Genomic DNA, 21,442 nt, shown 5'->3' on the forward strand with positions numbered 1-21,442 from the left:
ATGCCAAAGACTATGACAAAGACCCTGCATACCCCAGATGATATTATCCATTTCTGGTTTACCGAGATTGAGCCCAAAGCTTGGTTCGATAAAGACAGCGCCTTTGACGCGCTGATTAAGCAACGGTTTGAGCCTTTATTGAGCCAAGCAAAACAGGGAGAGCTTTATCATTGGCGCGCCACGCCACAAGGTCGCTTAGCTGAGATCCTTATCCTTGACCAATTTAGCCGTAATATTTATCGTGATACTCCGCAGGCGTTTGCCGCCGATGCAATGGCACTGACCTTGGCCCAAGAAGCGGTAGCGGCGGGGATCGATCAACAGCTGAATATCAACTATGTACCGTTTATCTATATGCCTTATATGCACAGTGAATCACGCGCAATCCATGAAGTGGCGCTGATCCTCTTTAGCCGTGAGGCAGCGGCTGCCAACTTGCCGTTTGAGCTGCGTCATAAGGCGATCATCGACCAATTTGGCCGCTACCCTCATCGCAACCAGATCTTAGGGCGCCAATCGACGCCTGAAGAGTTAGCCTTTTTACAACAACCTGGGTCAGGTTTCTAACGCCCCTATTATTAATTTATAACCAGCTTAAAGGACAAAAAATGGATGTCACCCTTACCCACGGTCTATTGCTATTGGTCACCGGATTTCTCGCAGGGATCATTAACACCTTGGCCGGTGGCGGCTCTAATTTAACCTTGCCCGCCTTAATGGTGATGGGGATGCCAGCAGAGGTCGCCAATGCCACCAATCGAGTGGGCGTGGTGGTGCAATCGTTAACGGCAATCGTGGGGTTTAAAAAACACGGTAAATTAGACAGCGGTGATACCGGCCCCATTTTATTGCCCACCATTATCGGGGGTTTTATTGGCGCGGCAGCCGCGGCCTACGCCCCATCGAGTATCATCAAACCCTTATTGTTGGGGACTATGCTGACAATGGCACTGATCATTTTGGTTAAGCCCGCCATGATTTCGCCCGCGCTAGGCACAGAGGTGAAGAAAGTCAGCCAAACGCCGAGCTCTTGGGTCTGGCTCACCATTGCAGGGATCTATGGCGGCTTTGTGCAAGCTGGGGTCGGCTTTGTCCTGTTAGCAGCTCTGGCGGGCAGCTTACGTTACGACTTAGTCAGAGCTAACGCCTTAAAAGTCTTATGTACTTTAGTATTTACCTTAGCCTCGTTAGTCGTCTTTATCGCCGAAGATCTCATCCTCTGGCTGCCCGGCTTAATCTTGGCTGCGGGCACCTTAGTAGGCGCTCACATCGCCGTCAAAATGGCGATAAAAGTCAGCCCTAATGCCTTAAAGTGGTTCCTATTTATCATGACATTGTGCGGCAGCGCCGCGGCGATGCTCAGCGAGTAGACTCAACACCTCAATGGCGGCGCATATCAACAAGTGCGCCGCCATTACTACACTCAGCTTAACCAATCACCGCCGCCAGAGTGAACTATGCAAGCTCCCACCTCGTCAGCTAACTCACAGCCACCTTAAGATAACCCTATGCCACGTCCAGCTATTTTCACAGGCTGGCTTACAACAAGCTTTGCTGCGCGACATCACAGATTTAAATGGAAGTTCACCATATCACTGCCATTTAAATCCCATGCACTATCAAGTCATTATTATGGTTGAAAACGCTGCAACAATATTATTAATTTAATCTATATAACAATGTCTTATATACACCTGTATTTTATGTAGCCCTACTGTCCTCTTCAATCAATCGGTCACTTATTTCATGTTATTGCCATAGATTTACAAACCACAAAACTGTAAATGATAACGATTAGCATTTAGATCTGGATTGTTTTTCGATAACCTTAGCCAAGTAATCACGCGGCTGCGGCGCACAATAGCACCACAATGATAAGCCCAGTCAGTTATCTTCCACACCGTAAAGATGAAACAATGATGAAACGTAAGCCTATTAGTCTCGCCGTTTTTTGTGCTCTGAGTATCATTCCTGTCACTCTCAATGCCAAGCCGCTTAATGATGAGCAACAACCACAACCAAACACTCAACAAACTAACACTCAAGACATTGAAAAAATTGAGGTTACAGGTAGATATATCGAGGGTTACAATGCCCATTCGGTCAGTGGCGCCTCTCGCCTCGACTTGGCCATTAGCGATATTCCGCAGTCTGTGTCAGTGATAACCGATGCCCAGTTACGCGACTTTCAGCTCAACGACATCAATGCGGCACTCGATAGCGCCACCGGCATCAATGTCGAACGTATCGAAACCGATCGCACCTACTACACCGCCCGTGGTTTCGATGTGACCAACTTTCAGATAGACGGTGTTGGGTTACCCTTAACCAATGGTAATAACCATGCCGATGAAGACACCGCAATCTATGATCGTATCGAAGTGATCCGCGGCGCCAATGGCTTAATGACAGGTGTGGGCAATCCCTCTGCCACGGTCAACTTTATCCGTAAACGCCCTACGGCTAATGACCAACTCAATTTAAGCGCCAGCTACGGCAGTTGGGACAATGTCAGACTCGAAGCCGATGGCAGTGCACGGCTCAACGACACCTTTGCCGGCCGCATCGTGGCGGTAAAGCAGACCAAGGATTCCTACTTAGATCGCTACCAAACCGATAAGAGTGTGCTTTATGCCTTTCTCGAAGCCAACCTCAGCGATGACACCAGCCTATCGGTGAGTCACAGCTATATTAACAACGATGCCACCGGCAATAACTGGGGCGCTTTGCCACTGTTTTATACCGACGGCAGCGCAACCGATTATGCCCGCTCAACCAACACCTCGGCCAACTGGTCAAACTGGCAGGTGATTAAACAAAACACTGTAGTCGAGCTTAGCCATTACTTCAGCAACGATTGGCGTTTGCGAGCAACCTATTCCTATAAGACCACAGATGAAGATACCGAGCTGTTTTATGTCTATGGCACGCCAGACAAAAACACTGAACTTGGGCTTACAGGCTATGGCAGCGAATACGATCTGGATGAGAAACATCACCTGTTCGATCTTTACATCAATGGCGATATCAACCTATTGGGCCGCGAGCATCAACTGGTTGCGGGGATTAACTATGCCAAGGTCGACTACAGTGATATCTCATTGTATGACTACTCAACTGGCAATGGTTTTCCAGCCATGCCCGATCTCAATACTTGGGATGGCAATACGCCCAAACCTATCTTCAAAGACAAACCCAGTGGCAGCGATGTTAGCGCCGAGCAGCGAGCCGCCTATTTTACCGGACGCTTTAACCTATTTGAGGATTTTCACTTAATTGCCGGCGGGCGCTTTAACCAGTGGCAGGCAGAGGGGGTCTCCTACGGCAAGGTGCAAGATGCCGACGAGAGTCAGTTTATTCCCTATCTAGGCATGGTGTATCGCTTCATCCCTGAAGTGGTCGCCTATGCCAGTTATACCGAAACGTTTGTGGCGCAAACCGAACTGGACATAAACAATAACACCTTAGATCCCGTGACTGGCGAAAGTAAAGAGCTGGGCATTAAAGGGGAGTTTTTCAATGGTCGCCTGCTCACCAGCATCGCCTACTTCGATATTCAGCAGGTCAACCTAGCAGTAGCAGACCCCAGCACGGCAGACTTGCCGCCAACGCTGCAACGCTATATTGGCGCCGATGGTATTGGCAGCCAAGGCTATGAGCTTGAGGTCGCAGGTGAAGTGTTCGATGGCTTCAATGTCAGCTTTGGCTTTACCGACTTCGATATTGATGGCAATGAGCAAGTCGCGGCGTACACCCCAAGTAAATTGCTCAAACTGGCCGCCACTTATGATGTCAGCGCCATCGATGGCTTAACAGTCGGCATGAATATGCGCTGGCAAGATGATATCCATCGTAACCAAGGTGTGGTGGCCACAGGCTTTGCTAATGCAGGCCAAACCATAGTTACCCGACAAGATGCTTACGCAATTGTCGATCTCATGGCGCGCTACCAAATTACCGACCGCTTAGGATTAAGCCTTAACGCTAATAATGTCACCGATGAGAAATACCTCAACAGTCTTTATTGGGCGCAGGGCTATTACGGCGCGCCGGCGAACTACAGTGCCACACTGAGCTGGGCAATGTAGTTAACCCTCACATATCAAACTATACCGCTGTGGATCAATCCATGGCGGTTTAGTTTGTTTAACTCACCAATGGTAACCCTACGCGATGAGAAAAAACCTGTTTAAGTGGCACTCGCTGGCGGCGCTAATCGCTATGCTGCCCGTGCTTATTGTGTCAGTCACCGGCAGCATTTTAGTCTTTAAAGTCGAGATAGATAGCTGGCTAAGACCTGCACATATGCAGGTTGCAGCAACGCCTAATAACCAGCGTGTTAGCTTAGATAACTTAATGCGCACCGTACTGGCCAACAACCCAGAATATGAGTTAGGTGGCTGGGAAATATTTGATGATAAACAACGCTCTGATACCAGCTATCTTATCAAGCGCGGCACGGATCAGTGGGCAAAAGTCTATGTCGACCAATATTATGACAAGGTGTTATCGACGCCACAATCGATGACACACTACCTCACCGACTGGTTGTTAGAACTGCATTACACTTTTTTACTGCATGAGACAGGGGCCATCATCGGCTTTGTCATCGCCTTAGTCATGCTGTTTTTGGGGATCAGCGGCATAGTGCTGTATCGCCGCTTTTGGGCCAAATTTTTTACCTTACGCTTTAGCGCCGCCAAGCGCATATTCTTTAGCGATCTGCATAAAATGATTGGCATTAGCAGCGCGCCAGTATTAATAGTGCTCGCGATCACTGGCGGATATTGGAATCTCACGGGCGTGATCCACGAGCTTATCGAGCATGCAGATGATAACCATGTCTACATCAGTGGGCCACGCTATAGCCCGGCAATCTCCTTCGAAGCACTGCGCTTACAAGCGCGCACAGAAATTGACAGCTTTGAGGGCGGATATCTAGCCATGCCACACGAACCCGGGCGTAACATCACCTTTTACGGTGAGGTCGACAGCGCAAATCCCTTTAATAGCGAATATGCTAGCCAAGTCAGTTTTGATAACACCAGCGGTAAGCTGTTATCCAAGAGTGATATTCGCCAAGCGAGTAGCTTAGCGGTGTTTGTCGACAGTTTTCGCAAACTCCACTTTGGTTATTTTGCAGGGCTAACCACTCGTATACTGTGGGCGGTGTTAGGCTTGAGCCCTGTGTGGCTAGCGATAACAGGGCTGTACCTCTACTGGCAACGACGCGGTTATCGACGCAAAACCAAGCGTTCGCCACAACAATTAAGCGCCATATAATAAGCGCTTTGCCTGTGTTACTGATGGGGCTTATCTGCCAAGAGCCCCATCCATCTAGCGCCTGTAGCGTTCGGTAACTCTCACATCACGCCCCTTAAACTGCTAAGCTGTGCGCTATGTGCATCTCTATCCGCATCCCTATATCGTATTAATATGCTTATAAAAAAGGCATAGAAAAGGCATAAAAAAGCCAGCAATTGACTCTGGGACAATTGCTGGCTGAAAAGTGTAAAGTCTGACTTATTTAAATGAGGCTGGCTAACATTTCATCTGAATACTCAACCAAAGGCTGGTTATCGCGCACTCGCTCAACATAATCTGGGTTAGCGATAAATGGGCGGCCAATGGCCAGTAGATCAAACTTACCCTCATCGATAGCGGCGGCGCCCGTTTGCGCTGTGTAGCTACCGACCCCGACTAAGGTTTTACTGTAATTTGCTCGGGTGTAACTAGATGCGCGGCCGCCAAGGTAATCAAATTCCAAGGCATCATCGAAAATACCTATGTGCAAATAAGCCAACTCACGTTGCGCTAACTGTTTAAGAAAATAGTCGAATACTTGACGATCTCGCGCATCACCTTGCATGTTGACATAGGCACCAGGGGTGACGCGTAGCGCCGTGCGCTCGTGACCAATACGCGCACAAACGGCATCGACAACGGCCAGCGGGAAACGCGCCATGTTCTCAGGAGTTCCGCCATAGCCGTCGGTGCGGCGGTTACTGTCGTGATGTAAAAACTGATCGATAAGATAAGCATTAGCACCGTGAATTTCGACGCCATCGAAACCAGCATCAATGGCATTGGCTGCCGCTTGTGAATAATCGGCAATCAGCTGCTCGATCTCTTCGTGGGTGACCGCTTTAGGCGTTTCGTAGGTTAATTCACGGCGCCTTGGCACGCTACCTTCGATAGCAATAGCCGATGGTGCAATGGTTTGCCCACCAAAAAAGTGAGAATGAGCAACCCGGCCAGTATGCCAAAGCTGAGCGAAAATTTTGCCATCGTTAGCGTGCACCGCATCGGTCACCCGACGCCAACCGTCGATTTGCGCAGGGGTAAACAGGCCAGGTGTATTGGGATAACCTTGACCGTCAGGGCGAATGATCACCGCCTCAGAAATAATCAATCCGGCCGCGGCTCGGCGGGCATAATACTCGGCCATGGCTTGAGTTGGCACCAACTCATCATCGGCCATACAACGGGTTAGCGGCGCCATCAAAATTTTGTTGTTAAGCGTAATACTGTCATTGAGCTTAAACGGTTGAAATAGGTTAGCGGTCATGTAGAACTCTCTTGCTGTAACGCTTTCTTGAATGTCCGCTCAAGATAAACCGAGTTGCATACGCATTCAAGATCTTTTTTGAACAAGCATTCAAGATTGAGTACAATGGCAACACATATGCCGACCACAGACAGAGAAATATGCGCAACGCCGAATTTGATCGAGAGCAGGTATTAAGGCACGCCATGACCGCCTTTATGGCCAAAGGCTATGCCAAAACCAGCATGCAAGATTTAACCAAGGCTACTGGCTTGCACCCTGGATCTATCTATTGCGCCTTTAGCAATAAGCGCGGTTTGCTGTTAGCAGCATTAGGCCAATATCGCCACGATCGCAGCGTGGAGTTTGATGGATTCTTTCAGGCCGACGCGCCCATCGTCAGCCAGCTCAAGTCCTATTTAGATCATATAGTGCTGGAGTGCCTTAGCTGCGATGCCGCTCGGGCCTGTTTACTCACCAAAGCCCTGAATGAACTGGCCGAGCAAGATGATGAGATACGCGCGATAATCAACCAACATTTGGCCAACTGGCTTGACGCATTAACCGATAAGTTTCAGCAAGCTATTGATGCAGGAGAGATCCCTGCTCATCGCTCCAGCAGGGATTTAGCCCACTATTTTGTGATGGGCATTTATGGATTACGCACCTTTGCCCATACGCATCCCCAAGCGCAGGTGCTGCAATCGTTAGCCGATAAACTGCATCACGACACTTGTATTAGGCCGTAACCATTTCTCCGTAACGATTGTTATATCAGTCACTCGTCGGTTGTTACACGGCATCAGCGCACACATCTATTTGATCACTAATACCGGGCATTTGGCTTTATTAGCCAATGACTCGGCGATATTGGGGTTCAGTAGGTGCGATAACCCTTGATGACCGTGACTGGCAATGACCAACATGCCAATGTCGTTTTCTTCCACTTCCGCCAGCAGTTGCCCCAGTACATCACCGGCCCTAATTTTACTGTAAACCGTCAGTCCATCGGGCATCTCTAATTGGGCGTCTCGCACAATTTTCCCTAGTTTGCCACTGGCGTAGGCATGCAAATGTTGCTCTAACTCTTCATTACTATCGATCATAATACCGTAATTATGAGCACCATAGGGCTGACTTACCACATGCACTATTCGTAAATCGACACCATAAAGGCATGCCATTTCAATGGCATAACCTAAAGCATGCGAAGCCGTTTCTGAAAAATCGGTCGGGCACAAAATTTGATGAGTACGCATCACTCACCTCCTCAATAATGGTGTCAGCCAAGGCAATCACAACGTCTGTGGTTCACACCTTTATTTCACGACCAATACCGGACACTTAGCCCCATTGGCTACGGCCTCGGCCACATTGGTGTGTAAAAAATGGGAAAAACCCGTGCGGCCATGACTAGCAATCACAATCATACCGGCACCGTTCTCTTCGGCTTCGGCTAAGATCTCGGCCACCGCATCTCCCCGACGGATAATCGTTTCAACCGCTAGGTTACTGTCGAGATTAGCTAATAATGACTTCATTTTTTCAGCAGCGGCATCTTCCATCGTCTTAGCTAATTCCTCGGGAGTAATAGCCAAGATTTGGTAATTTTCATCACCTATGGGCTGCTCGACGACATGTAAAAGTCGAAAGCCCACCTGATAAAGGTTGGCCATCTCGATAGCATAAGACAGCGCATGGGACGCTGTTTCGGAAAAGTCGGTTGGACATAAAATTTGACCTTTTCTCATCATGAACTCCTTAGCGGTAAGGCTAGATGTAAGCGGTAGTATCATTGAGCCGTTTTAGAGCAAGCTTAGATAAATATCATCCACAGCTTACCGTCATTAAGCTTAGCGGATAACCCAGTAACCGTTAAGTAACCGTAATCAGATGACACAGTTTTATCAACTTAAGCTTCATCAACTTAAGTCTCATTAAGTACTAGCTCACGTCTGCCGACATGCTCGCTCGGCTCACATCAACCAATCTATCGCCTTAGCTCGACTGTCGAAAAATTTAAACTCTCCAGGGCTAAACCAGCCGGCAATGCGGCTCATCCACTGCTGGAAATCGCCTCGTCCAACAATTGCCACCTTACGAAACGCTTTACCATGTTTAAGCCCCAGTTGCAGATCGTCCCACGCGGCATGCAGCGAGATCCCCTCTAATTGGGTAATATCCACTAACGCAACCACCTCTGGCTGCTTGAGTCCAGCTAAGGCCGACTCCAGGATAGGGGTCATCAACTCATAATCGGCGTGGGTTAAACTGCCGATGGCCGTCATCATTAAGTAAACATTGTCATCATTACGTTCGATACCAATGGAAATACCATGCTGTAATTCACTCATATGCCCCTCCCATGACTCAATCATCACTTAAACGCTCATCTTTAAGTGTAGTTTTCGGTGCCATAAACACTGTTGATCTAGATCACACTTTGTAGTGAGCCTGATGTTTATTTGACCACAAGAAAAAGTTCATCTATTATCAGACCGACTAATCAGTCGGTTACTTTATTGAATGCCAAGGTAGAGAAGCTTATCTTGAGCGCACCCGTTCGAGCGGTAACCACTCATCCACGCGCTAGCGAATAAGGACAGGTGTAATGAATATGCCACTGCAAACCGATATTGCCACTCAACTGCAACAGAGATTAAGCGCGCAAAAATCTGCTTATCTGCGCCAACCGACTCCGGATCTCGATGCGCGAAAAGCACAACTCAAGGCCTTAAAAAAAGCCCTGCTCGCGCAGCAAAACCGCATTATTGAGGCCCTGTCCCAAGACTATGGCCACCGTTCGGCTGACGACAGCCTGATTTCCGACATCATGCCCTGCATTAACAATATTAATTACACTCTTAAACATTTAAAAAACTGGATGAAGCCCAGTCGTCGTCATGCCGGTATGCTACTGGCGCCAGCAAACATTACCGTACATTATCAACCTGTGGGAGTCGTTGGTATTATCGTGCCGTGGAACTTCCCGGTGATGTTATCTATAGGGCCGTTAATTACCGCGCTGGCGGCTGGTAACCGCGCCATGATCAAGCTGTCTGAATTCACGCCGCACACCAATGCTGTATTAAAGAAGATGCTCGCTGAGCTATTTGATGACACTGTGGTCGCCGTCGTTGAAGGTGAGGCCGATGTCGCGGCGGCTTTTTCGGCGCAGCCCTTCGATCATCTATTGTTTACCGGCTCAACCACTGTCGGGCGTCACGTGATGCGCGCCGCCGCCGATAACCTTACTCCAGTCACCTTAGAGCTAGGGGGTAAATCGCCGGTGATCATTGCCGATGATATGCCACTTGAGACAGCGGTCGAGAGGATGATTTATGGTAAGTGCTTAAATGCCGGCCAAATCTGTGTCGCTCCCGATTATGTGTTACTGCCCAAGGGAAAAACCGACGCCTTTAAGCAAGCGTTCGCACAACAGTTTAATGCCATGTATGGTCAAATCGCCAACAACCCAGATTATGGCGCCATTATTAATCAACGTCAGTTTGACAGAATAATCACTGTGCTCGACGATGCCCGCAGCAAAGGCGCGCTCATCACCTCGGCCAATGGTGAAGCTATCGACAGCAAGACGCGTAAGATCCCCACCCAACTGCTAAGCCAAGTCAATGATGAGATGCTGGTGATGCAAGAGGAGATCTTTGGCCCGCTGCTGCCTATCATAGAATATGATGATCTAACGCAAGCGATAAACTACATCAATCAGCGGCCACGCCCGTTAGCCTTATATATCATGAGCTTCGATACCACGGCTCAGCAACGCATTTTAAGCCACACCCACTCTGGCGGTGTGTGTATTAACGAAACCGTGTTTCATGTGGCGGCCGATGACGCGCCCTTTGGCGGAATTGGCCCCTCGGGCATGGGGCATTATCATGGTAAAGAGGGCTTCTTAACCATGAGCCACGCTAAAACTGTGCTCAGTCGCGGAAAGTTGAATACCGGCAAGTTAGTCCACCCCCCTTATGGTGGCCTAATACAAAAGCTGCTGATGAAAGTGTTTTTACGCTAACGCCCACGACGAGCTTGCACGCTGTAGATTGCACGCAATAGAACGCCGCTGCGGGCCATGTGCCCGCAGCCTGTGAGGAACGCCGTAAGGAACACCATGAGTATTACCGACAAAAAACAAGCCATCTTAGACACAGCACTCAGCCTGTTTGTTGCCCAAGGCTTTCATGCCACCAGCACCGCAGCGATAGCCCGCCAAGCTGGCGTGGCCACAGGCACCTTGTTTCACCACTTTCCCTCTAAAGATGCACTCATGCAGCACCTTTTTTTATCGATTAAGCAAGAGTTTGCCGATGCGATTATCGCTAGCGCTCAACCATCGGGGGAGCTTAAGCAAGATGCTAAACACCTCTGGTTTAGCGCCCTCAATTGGGCGATTGACAATCCGCTCAAGCAGGCCTTTTTTCAGCAGTACTCTATGTCGCCAACAGTTGAGCAGGCGGTGCGTATGCAGGCGATGAACACCATTTTAGGCTTTATTGGTGACTTAATTAAACAAGGCCAAATCCAAGGGGTTATCGCCCCCTACCCGGTAGCGCTGATGCAAGACAATTGCCACGGCCAATTCCTTGCCGCCACCCGTTATTTTATTGATAACCCCCAAACATGGCTGCAGGCCAGCCACAAAGAAGCCAGCTTCAAGCTGTTTTGGCATGCCATGGCAAGCCTACCCGCGTAACCTTTAGCTACTCCTGCCAGTCGGCAAAATGCGCTAATAGGTGATCTATCGCCATACGGGCACGCAGCGGCAGAAAGCGCCGATTTTGATATACAATCCAACTGGTTAATCCACTCGTCCAAAATGGCGCTAATACGGGTGTTAAGGTGCCTTTTTCGAGAGAGGTAATAAAACTACTCTTAGGCAGATAGGCTATGCCTAGCCCTTGTTCGGCAGCCGCGATCACCGCAGGTACATTATTGCTACGCCAACGGCCTTCAACCTTGATGTTGAGCCCGCTGGCGCTGTCGGGGTGATGAAATAGCCAATGTTCATTATTAGAAATAATGCAGCTATGACGCTTAAGTTCACTAGGGTGATGCGGCTCACCATGCTCGGCTAAATATTGCGGACTCGCCACCGCCATCATGTCACGATTAGCCAGCTTACGCGCCACCAAGCCGGAGTCTTTTAACGCGCCAAACCGAATGGCAAAATCGATACCGTCTTCAACAAAATTAACCATGCGACTGTTAAAGTCCATATCGATGGTGAGCTCTGGATGCTGGCCAGCAAACTGAATTAATACCGGCGCAATATACTGCTCGGCAAAGGCGCCAGCGGCGCTGACCCTTAAGGTACCATTAAGCTGTAACTGCTGCTGGCTGACCTCTTCGTTGGCCTGCTTTAAGCCCACCAACAAGTTTTTACACTGCTGATAGTAGCTCTGACCCGCCTGAGTCAAGCTAACGCTGCGAGTCGTTCGGGCAAATAAGGCGCAGCCAAGGCGCGTTTCTAAGCGGGCAATTTGGCGGCTAACATGGCTAGTCGAACTCCCCAACTGGCGCGCCGCCGCCGAAAAGCCATTTGATTCTGCCACCGCAATAAATTCAACAATGCCGTCAAAACTGTCCATCACCCATCCTCATTCTGCGTCATTATTGCTGTACAACAATAGTAATTTGCACTTTAAGCCGATTATCATATTTGATGACAACAATTACAATGACATCACTTTCAACAAACCGAGTGTTCTATCATGAAAAAAGTGCTTATCCTGCTAACGAATCACGCAACCCTTGGCACCACAGATGAAGCCAATGGCACCTTTGCCCCCGAGCTGACTCACGCACTGCATGAGATGCTTGATGCCGGTCTTGAATATGATTTAGTGTCTATTAAAGGCGGTAAAGCACCACTTTATGGTACCGACCTTGAAGATGATGCCATTAATGATGCCATACTGGCCGATGAGTCATTCCAGACTCGCGTCAATAACACCATTCCTGCATCACAAATTAATATCGATGATTATGCTGCTATCTACTACCCAGGTGGCTTTGGCTTGTTGTCTGATCTTGCCAGCGACGAAAATGTGGCTAAGCTCAGCGCGGCTCATTACGAGCAGGGCGGCGTCATCGGCGCGGTCTGCCATGGCCCAGCAGGTCTATTGCCCATCACCTTAAGTAATGGCCAAAAGCTGATTGCCGATAAATCGGTCACAGGCTTTACCCGCGAAGAGGAAGTGGATTACGGCACAATAGACAAAATTCCTTTCTTGCTCGAAGAAGCCCTCACCCGCAGCGCCGCACGTTACACTAAGGTGCAGCCGTGGAATGAGTTTGTTATCGAAGACAACCGCCTAATCACCGGCCAAAACCCCGCCAGTGCTGGCGCCGTGGGTAAAGCTATCGTTAAGCATTTAGCCTAAATCGGACTAAGTGGCTATTCGCTTAAGTGGCTATCCGACTCAGTGAGTTAGCGACTATTTGATTTAGCGATAAAAAACGCCAGATGAAGAGATTCATCTGGCGTTTTTTTGCCTTGTTATTTACCGTTAAGTGCCCTGACTCAGAGTCGCCACTTCATCCATCAACGCACCACTGCCCCCCTACTTTGGCCACATTTTTGATGTTAGTATCAACCACTCGGTAACACTAAAAAACAATCATCACAAGGAATGCTAGATGGCAATCGAAGTCAGCAGACGTCAACTTATCAAAGCACTCGCCGCAGCAGGCGCACTGAGTCAATTTGCTCAACTCAGCGCTGTTGCGCAGCCAATGGCTAAACCGCTCTATATTGATGGTCTTTCCTTTCTACCTGATGATTTAGCCGATCTTAGCGCCTCGAAACTCGATGCTTACTTGTGTGATATCTCAGCCATCGAAGCCATTGAACAAGCCGATGGCACTACCAATTACAAGCGCACCTATAACGCCTGCGTTAACAGCATTAGTGAGGCATTAACACGGGTGAATGCCAACCCAGACAAACTATTACTGGGCAAAAGTGCCAGCGACATAGCCCTCGCCCACGACACTGGACGCACTGCGGTGATATTTCAGATCCAAGGCGCCGATTGCGTCGAAGAGAGTATCGATAGCGATCTTAATCAGGTGGATGAGTTTTATCAGCGCGGCCTGCGGGTACTGCAACTGACCCATCACTACGGCAATCAATTTAGCGGCGGCGCATTAGATAACGATGGCAAGCAAGGGCTCAATTTACCCTTAACCGCCGCAGGTCATCAGTTAATCGACAAGCTTAATCACAACAAGATGCTCATCGATGTCAGTCACTCTAGCCCACAATCGGCGCTTGATAGCGCCAAAGCAAGCCGAGTGCCCATAGTGCAAAGTCATGGCGCCGTGCGCGCTATCGTCAATCATGCTCGCTGCTCTCCCGATGAGGTGATTAAAGCCATTGCCGATACTGGCGGCCTGTTTGGGGTGTTTATGATGACTTTCTGGCTGACAACCGATAAGACGCCAACCACAGAGCACTATATAGCGCACCTTAAACATGTGGCCAATATCGGCGGTATCGACGCCGTCGCGATCGCCAATGACTATCCCCTTCGCGGCCATAAAAACCTGATTAAACTGGGTAACAATAATGCCGAGGGCGTAAAACAGTACATCGAATGGTGGCATAGCCTACGGGCGCGCGGCGTATTAGGCTTTGATATCGAGCCCGAGCATGTGGTGATCCCAGAGCTTAATCATATCGATCGCATGGAGCATATCGATGATGCGTTATCTGCCGCCGGTTTTAGTAGCAACGATCGCAGCAAGATCATGGGCGGTAACTGGCAACGCGTGTTGACGCAGGTATTGAGTTAATACCGGTTAACCTAGGCGGGTTAGCGATCAGCCTACAGCTCGCAGTTCGTCTTGGTCTCGACATACAACCTCCTTGTTAAATGCTCTTTCAAAGCATAGTTGGAGGTCGTGAGTGATGCCATTAACTATGGCTGTCTATATATCTTTTAATCTCCCCCTAAATTAACCATGTAAAAACGCTCGTTCAGCGTCAAGGTTTGATACCAGGAAGTAATCTCTGATTATTTTGACAAATAGCGCCCACAAAGCCAGTCAATAGAGTTAATGCTATTCGGTTAAGCATTATTGCTTATATTTTAGTGGGTAACGGCTAGGTATATAGAGCACTGAACGTGGATATGTTCGGTGCTTTCTTTTATCTGGAAGGATAAAGTGTTTTATATCGGCTCACATTTGCTTCAGCTTAGCCGGCAATTTCCCATCCGGCGATAAAGCAAGCCACATCAATTGTGTGTCTATCAAGCTTATTGCTGCGGTAAAACTGATACGCGTTGGAGCAACTTCAGCTTCCTTTGCTATCGCTACCATTTCTAAACGAACCAGATTGTAAGCGATAAGTACGCCCCATAGTTCTTGTCTGACCCCTTCAGTAACTTGACTTCGTAACGTCACCTTACTTTGCAGTTGAGTTTGCTGAAGCTCGCCATATCCTTCTTCAATTTCCCAGTGTTACCAGTAGATATTAAGTAGCTTATCCAGTGGATACCGAGTGGGGTCAACCAGCGAGGTAACGAAGCCTTTAATCTCACCCTTTGGCTTTTGATTAGCAATAAAACGCGCGCGCCATGTTTCAGGTAAATTTGGGTTCTTCTTTCTCGCTTGCGGTGATACAGGCATATCAATAAGCAAATCATTATCAGAAAACGCTTCAACGACTTCATAACGCATTTTCGATTTGACTGGCGTTAACCAGTGTCGCAGTTTTCCTGAGCCTTCCCATCTAAAAAATTAGGGGCTTACCACAGCCTATAGCTATGCAACTTTCATTTTACTTATGTTGTATCGGCATATTTCCAATAGCACCAAATAAAACCCCATAGTATTCGCCATTATCCTCCACAATTTTCAAGCTCCCCCCCTTTAGCTTTTCTTTTACAATAGGCTTAGATGTAATTAAATCTAAGAAAGAATCAACATTAGAACGATTTTCAGAGGAAATGACAATGCCACAAAGTTTGTCTGAACAAGATACCGTCTTGAGATTCATATCTTCATATTCCACTAAATCTTTTCCAATTCCCTCATTAATGTTTTCCATAATAATTAGTGACTCGGGGTTGGTGATAGTAAGTGGTAAACTAGCTATAAAATCGAAAGTTTCGTTTAAGGATAGCTCTTTTAGGTAATATTCATCGAATACTAATTTCCCATTTTCTTCAAAAACAACATTATTATCTTGAAGCTCAGTCGAAATTACATCTTCATTTTTTTTATCATCTCCATTAGTCAAACTATCATGACTGATTAGTTTATCTGCATTGTTAACTGTCAAATCAGAATGCACCAAAATAGCCGCGTCATCTGGGCTTAAGCCATCCGCGTTTGCTATATCGGAAACGATATTGCCCTCATTTTGATTAAATTCATTTTCTTTTTCGTTATTAATAAACTCTATGTATCCCCATGTGGCGATTGATATTGCCAGAATAGAAAAAATATACGGTTGTAGTTTCATAACATTCCTTGATAAAAGTCCTTGATTAAAAAGGTATCTTTTCAGCTAAACTTTAAAATAATCGTAAAAAGTTGAGCGCACTTCAGCTCAACTATCAGTTAATATATTATACATCTGAAAAATGTTGCCTTAGACGGGATCTTCGGTTTCTTTTCTCCAGACCGATCCTCCGCAGCAATCCGTAACATTTCCGTGACTGTCGACAACACAAACATTATCACATTTATATGTACCTTTAGGTGTTACAACAATACTATCAGCCAGAACGCCAAATGTTGCGACTACTAACAATGAAGAAAATAGTACCAGATTAGTTTTCTTAATATTAAATGTCATTAAAATTCCTTTTATATTACATGTTGACTTTAAAATTACTAAAGCCTTGTTATGCCATAACAAAGCTTCAATTAAAATCTGACACACTTTTTTTTAAAATTACAAGAGTTTAACAACCCCTAGGTTTCAGCCTAGAGAATCCCCAGATAATTTCTTTAAATAAGCCGAAAAGAAAATACCCCCCCCATTATAAAACAATAACATAATACGCTTTCGGTTTATGTTCAATCGCCGTGATGTGATTTGGTCATTTTAGGTCGAAACAATATGGCCTGAATATCGATGTATGACGACATTAAGCCTGCTGACTTAAAAATGGCGTATTTCAGCTGCACTAAACCAACCTATTGCACCAGAAGAACAACAGGTTTTGTGATGCAATAAAGCGTTAATATCAGTCTATTTTGAAATGCTGGCAGCTCGTTACAAAGTGCCGGCGCCGCTTCTCTAAGTGCTCGCAGTAATGGGTGAGTGCTTGTAATGTGCCCACTGGGCCATGAAACAATTGACCAAATTCGCTAACGAGCTTAACCCAATTTTCATGGGGGATATTCAATCTTGTCAGTACGTTGGCACTGTTTTCGTTGATAGCGCCACGTTTATCGTCACGAATAATACGTCCAGTTTGGCTTGAGCAGTACAGTCAATAGTCTCGTCACTGTTCTGTACTGCTTATCGCCTGTAACTCACAAAGGAGCAGAACCTAGTTAGCTTTTGAACTAGCAACCCACATCAAATACGGCTAAATCGAAGAGACGTTAGAGATAAGTGTAAACGCGGCTGCGGCCTTCGGTTTCAGGGATGAAACCGTAGAGCGGCCATGGATGGCGCACAGCGTGCCGCAGAAGTGTTTACACATTAGCCTGCTGCAAGCAATTTCAAACAGCGAAGGTTCGACCTTCAAACACTTTCAATAAATGAAAATACAGCCAGCCGCTACTCAAAAAAATGCCAAGCCTTCATTCCAAAACCAGCACACTTTGGGGCAAAAGTACGTTAGCCTTTAACTCACTAGTCGTATCAAATGAAGTCCAATCGAAGAAGCGTTAGAGATAGGTGTAAGCGCGGTTTTGGCCCTTGGCGGCATGGATGCCGCCGTGGAGCGTATAGGGATATATTCACAGCGAGCCAAAAGAGCGCTTGCACATAAGCTCACCGCAGGTGATAGGTAACCATGAAGTAACGACCTTCATTAACACCTTAAAAAATTCGCCCCCAAGCGCTACTCAACCCAAAAATGCCAAGCCTTCATTCGAAGGCCTAATCACTTAGGCTCTATCTGCTCCACCATAAACTGCAGACTCTCATTGCCCCTAAACTCATTGATGTCGAGCTTATAAGCTACCTGCGCAAATTGAATGGTCGCATCGGGCCACGTTTTTAAATCGACATTAAAGGCAATGGCATCGACCATGGTTTGGCCGCATTCGGTTTCCAGTACGAGCTTAAGGTGACGTTCGCCAACAATGCGCTGCTGCACCACTCTGAAGTAACCGTCAAATAACGGCTCTGGGAAATTCTGTCCCCAAGGGCCGGCATTACGCAATTCTTGGGCTAACGCCATCGTCATTTGATGGGGCAATAGCTCACCATCACTGACAATTTCACCGGTCAGTTGCGCGGGGGCCAGTAGTTCTCGCACCGCTTCATCATACGCCTTGGCAAAACGGTCAAATTGGCCAGCGTTAAGCGATAAGCCTGCCGCCATGGCATGGCCACCAAATTTGATGATCATACCTGGATGTCTGGTATTGATTAGCTCGAGTAAGTCGCGCATATGCAGGCCTTTAATCGAGCGCGCCGAGCCTTTGATCTCGCCTTCATTAGCCTCGGCAAAGGCGATCACCGGGCGATGATATTTATCTTTAATGCGCGAAGCCAAGATACCTATCACCCCTTGGTGCCAATCGCTCTGGTAAAGCGCGATTCCCCAAGGTAAGTCAGCTTCATCTAAACTCAGCGCCTCAAGGCTTTTTAGCGCCTCTTGCTGCATATCGGCTTCAAGATCGCGCCGTTCGGCGTTTAAGCTATCGAGCTCACTGGCCATACGCCGAGCTTGCATGATGTCATCACATAGTAAGGTTTCAACCCCTAGAGCCATCTCGTCGAGCCGCCCGGCAGCGTTGAGTCTGGGGCCAACCGCAAAACCAAAATCAGAGGCCACAATACGTGAAGTATTGCGTTTAGCGACTTCCAATAAGGCGGTGATCCCGGGGCGACAACGGCCGGCTCTGACTCGCTTTAAACCGGCATCGACTAAGATACGGTTATTGGTATCGAGCGAGACCACATCGGCAACCGTGCCCAGCGCCACAATATCCAGTAAGCTGGCTAAATTTGGCTCGGCAATGGCGCGCTGTTGATACCAGCCACGGGTTCTTAATTCGGCTCTTAATGCCGACATTAAATAAAAGGCGACGCCAACGCCCGCAATCGACTTGCTGGCAAATGGGCAATCGAGTTGGTTAGGGTTCACTATGGCATCGGCAGCCGGCACCGTTTGGCCTGGCAGATGATGGTCGGTGATCACCACAGTCATGCCTAGCGCCTTGGCGGCGGCAACGCCCTCGATAGATGAGATGCCATTGTCGACAGTGATCAGCAGCTGCGCCTCTTTACGGTAAGCCACAGCAACAATCTCAGGGCTGAGGCCGTAGCCATAATCAAAGCGGTTTGGAATGAGGTAATCCACCTGCTGCGCGCCCATCATCTTCAGCGCTAACAAACAGACACAGGTAGAGGTGGCGCCATCGGCATCAAAGTCGCCCATGATAAGGATTTTACGATTATCAGCCATGGCATCGGCAATCAGCCGCGCGGCCACATCGAGGCCTTTCATGGTATTAGGCCGTAGCAAGTTAGCAAGCGCCAACTCACAGTCTGCATCACTGCAACCTCGGCTGGCGTAAACTTGCTTTAAAATAGGCGAGAGATGGGCAGGAAGATGATTATCATCCACCTTAGGGCGACGAACTATCTTATGGATCACAGCGTAAATAACCTCAACAAACAATGGCGCTAGCATAACAAAGGCGGCGGCAGAACACACAGCAAAAGTATCGATTGCTACTATCTATCAGCGCTAGATAGAAGCAGATACCAGCCACTCAATACCTGCGCGGCGAGAACCATTGCAAGTAGGCACAAAAAAGGTGAGCGTAAGCTCACCTTTCAATCACACGATTTAGCCAATTTAAAGCTTATTGTACGCGCTCAAGCGCTTGCAATAATTGCCCTGGAGGTTGATAACCTGGGATCATAGTGCCATCTTCTAATACGATAGCCGGCGTGCCATTAACGCCCAGTGTTTGGCCTAAATTGTATTGCTGCGAGATGTTGGCATCGCAGTTTTTAGCCGTGTCGACCAACTTACCGCCCTTGGCATCGGTCATCGCTTTTAGCGGATCGGCCGAGCACCAAATGGCCGCCATATCGTTAGCGTTTTTCGATGGTACGCCTTGGCGTGGGAAGGCTAAATAACGTACGGTAATGCCTAAGTCGTTGTATTCATCCATTTGATTATGTAGCTTACGGCAGTAACCACAGGTGATGTCGGTAAAGACGGTCACAATGTGCTTTTCATCTTTAGCCTTATAGACCAGCATATTAGGCTCAAACTGCTTGATCATTTCGACACGAGGGCCAGCCAGCGCCGCTTCGGTGAGGTTTTTCATGCCGTTATCAAGATCGTATAAGCTACCGTGGAATAACTTACTACCATCTTGGCTAATATAAAGCACGCCACGATCGGTGATGGCTTCATAAAGGCCTGGAATTTGCGACATATTAAGGCTTTGCACTTCCACACTCAAAGTGCTGGCCAGTTTTTGCTTTAATTGCTCAGTGTTATCGACAGTGCTGTTAGCTGCTATGACAAACGGCGCGGCCACAAGGGCACATAGCAAAGTTAGAGTGCGGGTAAAGTTCATTAGATATCCTGTATTGTATTTGGACTACAACCATTAAACCAAAACAAGGTCGTGTTTATATCACTTAACACCACTCAAACTTGCGGCTACATCGACAGCGAATTAAGCAGCGATTGCATCAAATTACATAAGTGGTCTGCTATATAGACCCGACTAAAGGCTGAAAAGTTACATGTTCAAAGCACGGAAAGCAAATTATTCCACCGCCTACCCTCTTGGATGGTGCGCTTGATGCAATTTAGCTAATCTGGCCTTGGCCACATGGGTATAAATTTGGGTGGTCGACAGGTCGCTATGGCCAAGCAACAACTGTACAACCCGCAAGTCGGCGCCATGATTAAGCAGATGAGTAGCAAAGGCGTGGCGGAGTGTATGAGGTGATAGGTGCACCGCAATGCCGGCCCGTAATGCATAGAGTTTAATGCGATGCCAAAAGGTTTGCCGCGTCATCATGGTGCCCCGTTTCGAGGGAAATACCACATCGCTGCTGTTGCCTTTTAACAGTTCAAAACGCGCCGACGCCAGATACTGCTCAATCTCTGTCACCGCCATCTCCCCCAGTGGCACTAATCGCTCTTTACTGCCCTTACCGACAATACGTACCACCCCTTGACGCAGGCTGAGTTGATCCAGCGTCAGCCCAACCAATTCCGACACCCGCAAACCGCTGGCATACAGTAACTCTAACATTGCCCGATCGCGACACTCGATTGGCTCATCGACATTGGGCTCACTCAGTAATCGGTCAACATCGGCTTCGCTGAGCGAATCGGGTAAGGTGCGCGCCAATTTAGGCGGTTTGATCATCGCCATGGGGTCGATAACGATGCGCTTTTTAGCCACCAAATACTGATAAAATCGCCGTAAACTACTGACGAGTCTGGCGCTGCTGGATTTAGCAAACCCAGTATCGAAGCGCTGACTGAGATACTCTCTCACCAGCACAGCGTCAACCTCGATAAGCGCTGCATGCTGGCTTTGGACAAAGCGATCAAAATGGCACAAATCGCTTCGATACGCTTGCAGTGTGTTATCGCTTAGCCCCTTCATCGACCATAGATCATCGAGAAACGGCTCGATTAAGGGGTCCATTTGATACTCTTGTTGGCTTGAAGTCACGCGGTGTCCTTATACAAA

General features: G+C 47.9%; 19 protein-coding genes and 2 pseudogenes. 9 read left to right on the forward strand and 12 right to left on the reverse strand.

The features are described 5' to 3' along the window. The first annotated feature begins 12 nt into the window (after positions 1 to 12). The 4 genes from AC5YBX_RS13810 to AC5YBX_RS13825 all read left to right on the forward strand — a co-directional run bounded on the left by AC5YBX_RS13810 (position 13) and on the right by AC5YBX_RS13825 (position 5,283). Entirely contained in the window at positions 13 to 567 is a 555-nt protein-coding gene (locus tag AC5YBX_RS13810) for a DUF924 family protein (RefSeq protein ID WP_494521589.1), read from the forward strand. Between the two features lie 41 nt (positions 568 to 608). Then, positions 609 to 1,370 carry a sulfite exporter TauE/SafE family protein gene (locus AC5YBX_RS13815; RefSeq protein ID WP_494521026.1) on the forward strand — a complete coding sequence of 254 codons (762 nt, stop codon included), beginning with the start codon at positions 609 to 611 and terminating at the stop codon, positions 1,368 to 1,370. Between the two features lie 546 nt (positions 1,371 to 1,916). Further along, positions 1,917 to 4,088, forward strand: coding sequence for a TonB-dependent siderophore receptor (locus AC5YBX_RS13820; RefSeq protein ID WP_494523860.1), 2,172 nt, complete (start codon positions 1,917 to 1,919; stop codon positions 4,086 to 4,088). Positions 4,089 to 4,173: 85 nt separating this feature from the next. After that, positions 4,174 to 5,283: a PepSY-associated TM helix domain-containing protein gene (locus AC5YBX_RS13825; protein ID WP_494523861.1), complete on the forward strand. Its 1,110-nt coding sequence runs from the start codon at positions 4,174 to 4,176 to the stop codon at positions 5,281 to 5,283. Positions 5,284 to 5,527: 244 nt separating this feature from the next. Here AC5YBX_RS13825 and AC5YBX_RS13830 read toward each other — a convergent pair whose 3' ends face one another. Then, positions 5,528 to 6,568 (reverse strand): alkene reductase, encoded by a 1,041-nt coding sequence (locus AC5YBX_RS13830; protein WP_494521025.1) that lies wholly within the window; start codon positions 6,566 to 6,568, stop codon positions 5,528 to 5,530. A gap of 140 nt (positions 6,569 to 6,708) precedes the next feature. Between AC5YBX_RS13830 and AC5YBX_RS13835 the strand changes: the two genes are divergently transcribed. Then, the gene (locus tag AC5YBX_RS13835; protein ID WP_494521024.1) at positions 6,709 to 7,296 is read left to right on the forward strand and encodes a TetR/AcrR family transcriptional regulator; all 588 of its coding nucleotides are present in this window, start codon (positions 6,709 to 6,711) and stop codon (positions 7,294 to 7,296) included. Positions 7,297 to 7,362: 66 nt separating this feature from the next. Here the strand turns inward: AC5YBX_RS13835 and AC5YBX_RS13840 are convergent, their stop codons facing one another. The 3 genes from AC5YBX_RS13840 to AC5YBX_RS13850 all read right to left on the reverse strand — a co-directional run bounded on the left by AC5YBX_RS13840 (position 7,363) and on the right by AC5YBX_RS13850 (position 8,901). Continuing rightward, the gene (locus AC5YBX_RS13840) at positions 7,363 to 7,806 is read right to left on the reverse strand and encodes a universal stress protein (protein ID WP_475514728.1); all 444 of its coding nucleotides are present in this window, start codon (positions 7,804 to 7,806) and stop codon (positions 7,363 to 7,365) included. 60 nt (positions 7,807 to 7,866) lie between these two features. Next, positions 7,867 to 8,298 (reverse strand): universal stress protein, encoded by a 432-nt coding sequence (locus AC5YBX_RS13845; RefSeq protein ID WP_475517038.1) that lies wholly within the window; start codon positions 8,296 to 8,298, stop codon positions 7,867 to 7,869. A 225-nt stretch (positions 8,299 to 8,523) separates the two neighbouring features. Continuing rightward, a complete protein-coding gene (locus tag AC5YBX_RS13850) occupies positions 8,524 to 8,901 on the reverse strand; it encodes a SpoIIAA family protein (RefSeq protein WP_475514729.1) in 378 nt (125 codons plus the stop codon). A 257-nt stretch (positions 8,902 to 9,158) separates the two neighbouring features. On the opposite strand from AC5YBX_RS13850, the gene AC5YBX_RS13855 reads away from it, so the two are divergent. Together AC5YBX_RS13855 and AC5YBX_RS13860 are read left to right on the forward strand one after the other, a co-directional pair. Further along, positions 9,159 to 10,583 carry a coniferyl aldehyde dehydrogenase gene (locus AC5YBX_RS13855; protein ID WP_494523862.1) on the forward strand — a complete coding sequence of 475 codons (1,425 nt, stop codon included), beginning with the start codon at positions 9,159 to 9,161 and terminating at the stop codon, positions 10,581 to 10,583. Positions 10,584 to 10,679: 96 nt separating this feature from the next. After that, a complete protein-coding gene (locus AC5YBX_RS13860) occupies positions 10,680 to 11,261 on the forward strand; it encodes a TetR/AcrR family transcriptional regulator (RefSeq protein ID WP_494523863.1) in 582 nt (193 codons plus the stop codon). Positions 11,262 to 11,268: 7 nt separating this feature from the next. Here AC5YBX_RS13860 and AC5YBX_RS13865 read toward each other — a convergent pair whose 3' ends face one another. After that, a complete protein-coding gene (locus AC5YBX_RS13865) occupies positions 11,269 to 12,156 on the reverse strand; it encodes a LysR family transcriptional regulator (protein WP_494523864.1) in 888 nt (295 codons plus the stop codon). A 123-nt stretch (positions 12,157 to 12,279) separates the two neighbouring features. On the opposite strand from AC5YBX_RS13865, the gene AC5YBX_RS13870 reads away from it, so the two are divergent. Beyond that, positions 12,280 to 12,951, forward strand: coding sequence for a type 1 glutamine amidotransferase domain-containing protein (locus tag AC5YBX_RS13870; protein WP_494523865.1), 672 nt, complete (start codon positions 12,280 to 12,282; stop codon positions 12,949 to 12,951). Between the two features lie 256 nt (positions 12,952 to 13,207). Next, positions 13,208 to 14,365 (forward strand): membrane dipeptidase, encoded by a 1,158-nt coding sequence (locus tag AC5YBX_RS13875; protein ID WP_494523866.1) that lies wholly within the window; start codon positions 13,208 to 13,210, stop codon positions 14,363 to 14,365. Between the two features lie 282 nt (positions 14,366 to 14,647). Here AC5YBX_RS13875 and AC5YBX_RS13880 read toward each other — a convergent pair. The 7 genes and pseudogenes from AC5YBX_RS13880 to xerD form a co-directional block, all read right to left on the reverse strand. After that, positions 14,648 to 15,283 (reverse strand): annotated as a pseudogene (locus AC5YBX_RS13880) (transposase); the annotation flags it as partial. A gap of 70 nt (positions 15,284 to 15,353) precedes the next feature. Further along, positions 15,354 to 16,040, reverse strand: coding sequence for a hypothetical protein (locus AC5YBX_RS13885; RefSeq protein ID WP_494521020.1), 687 nt, complete (start codon positions 16,038 to 16,040; stop codon positions 15,354 to 15,356). Between the two features lie 129 nt (positions 16,041 to 16,169). Next, entirely contained in the window at positions 16,170 to 16,376 is a 207-nt protein-coding gene (locus AC5YBX_RS13890) for a hypothetical protein (RefSeq protein WP_456041046.1), read from the reverse strand. A 394-nt stretch (positions 16,377 to 16,770) separates the two neighbouring features. Beyond that, positions 16,771 to 17,001, reverse strand: a pseudogene (locus tag AC5YBX_RS13895) (transposase); the annotation flags it as partial. A gap of 639 nt (positions 17,002 to 17,640) precedes the next feature. Beyond that, positions 17,641 to 19,365, reverse strand: a complete 1,725-nt coding sequence (gene recJ / locus AC5YBX_RS13900; RefSeq protein WP_494521019.1) for a single-stranded-DNA-specific exonuclease RecJ — start codon at positions 19,363 to 19,365, stop codon at positions 17,641 to 17,643. 211 nt (positions 19,366 to 19,576) lie between these two features. Further along, positions 19,577 to 20,305: a bifunctional protein-disulfide isomerase/oxidoreductase DsbC gene (gene dsbC, locus AC5YBX_RS13905; protein ID WP_494521018.1), complete on the reverse strand. Its 729-nt coding sequence runs from the start codon at positions 20,303 to 20,305 to the stop codon at positions 19,577 to 19,579. A 207-nt stretch (positions 20,306 to 20,512) separates the two neighbouring features. Continuing rightward, on the reverse strand, positions 20,513 to 21,397 hold the full coding sequence (gene xerD, locus AC5YBX_RS13910) for a site-specific tyrosine recombinase XerD (RefSeq protein WP_494521587.1): 885 nt from the start codon (positions 21,395 to 21,397) through the stop codon (positions 20,513 to 20,515). Positions 21,398 to 21,442 lie beyond the last annotated feature (45 nt).

It is taken from the genome of Shewanella sp. 492 (genome assembly GCF_059338445.1).

Excerpts from the sequence above, each read along its gene's own strand:
- AC5YBX_RS13865 (WP_494523864.1), bottom strand. The coding sequence starts at position 12,156 with ATGGACAGTTTTGACGGCATTGTTGAATTTATTGCGGTGGCAGAATCA.
- dsbC (WP_494521018.1), bottom strand. The coding sequence starts at position 20,305 with ATGAACTTTACCCGCACTCTAACTTTGCTATGTGCCCTTGTGGCCGCG.
- AC5YBX_RS13875 (WP_494523866.1), top strand. The coding sequence starts at position 13,208 with ATGGCAATCGAAGTCAGCAGACGTCAACTTATCAAAGCACTCGCCGCA.
- AC5YBX_RS13825 (WP_494523861.1), top strand. The coding sequence starts at position 4,174 with ATGAGAAAAAACCTGTTTAAGTGGCACTCGCTGGCGGCGCTAATCGCT.
- AC5YBX_RS13890 (WP_456041046.1), bottom strand. The coding sequence starts at position 16,376 with ATGACATTTAATATTAAGAAAACTAATCTGGTACTATTTTCTTCATTG.
- AC5YBX_RS13815 (WP_494521026.1), top strand. The coding sequence starts at position 609 with ATGGATGTCACCCTTACCCACGGTCTATTGCTATTGGTCACCGGATTT.
- AC5YBX_RS13840 (WP_475514728.1), bottom strand. The coding sequence starts at position 7,806 with ATGCGTACTCATCAAATTTTGTGCCCGACCGATTTTTCAGAAACGGCT.
- AC5YBX_RS13885 (WP_494521020.1), bottom strand. The coding sequence starts at position 16,040 with ATGAAACTACAACCGTATATTTTTTCTATTCTGGCAATATCAATCGCC.
- AC5YBX_RS13845 (WP_475517038.1), bottom strand. The coding sequence starts at position 8,298 with ATGAGAAAAGGTCAAATTTTATGTCCAACCGACTTTTCCGAAACAGCG.
- AC5YBX_RS13870 (WP_494523865.1), top strand. The coding sequence starts at position 12,280 with ATGAAAAAAGTGCTTATCCTGCTAACGAATCACGCAACCCTTGGCACC.
- AC5YBX_RS13830 (WP_494521025.1), bottom strand. The coding sequence starts at position 6,568 with ATGACCGCTAACCTATTTCAACCGTTTAAGCTCAATGACAGTATTACG.
- xerD (WP_494521587.1), bottom strand. The coding sequence starts at position 21,397 with ATGGACCCCTTAATCGAGCCGTTTCTCGATGATCTATGGTCGATGAAG.
- AC5YBX_RS13820 (WP_494523860.1), top strand. The coding sequence starts at position 1,917 with ATGATGAAACGTAAGCCTATTAGTCTCGCCGTTTTTTGTGCTCTGAGT.
- AC5YBX_RS13835 (WP_494521024.1), top strand. The coding sequence starts at position 6,709 with ATGCGCAACGCCGAATTTGATCGAGAGCAGGTATTAAGGCACGCCATG.
- AC5YBX_RS13855 (WP_494523862.1), top strand. The coding sequence starts at position 9,159 with ATGAATATGCCACTGCAAACCGATATTGCCACTCAACTGCAACAGAGA.
- AC5YBX_RS13860 (WP_494523863.1), top strand. The coding sequence starts at position 10,680 with ATGAGTATTACCGACAAAAAACAAGCCATCTTAGACACAGCACTCAGC.
- AC5YBX_RS13850 (WP_475514729.1), bottom strand. The coding sequence starts at position 8,901 with ATGAGTGAATTACAGCATGGTATTTCCATTGGTATCGAACGTAATGAT.
- AC5YBX_RS13810 (WP_494521589.1), top strand. The coding sequence starts at position 13 with ATGACAAAGACCCTGCATACCCCAGATGATATTATCCATTTCTGGTTT.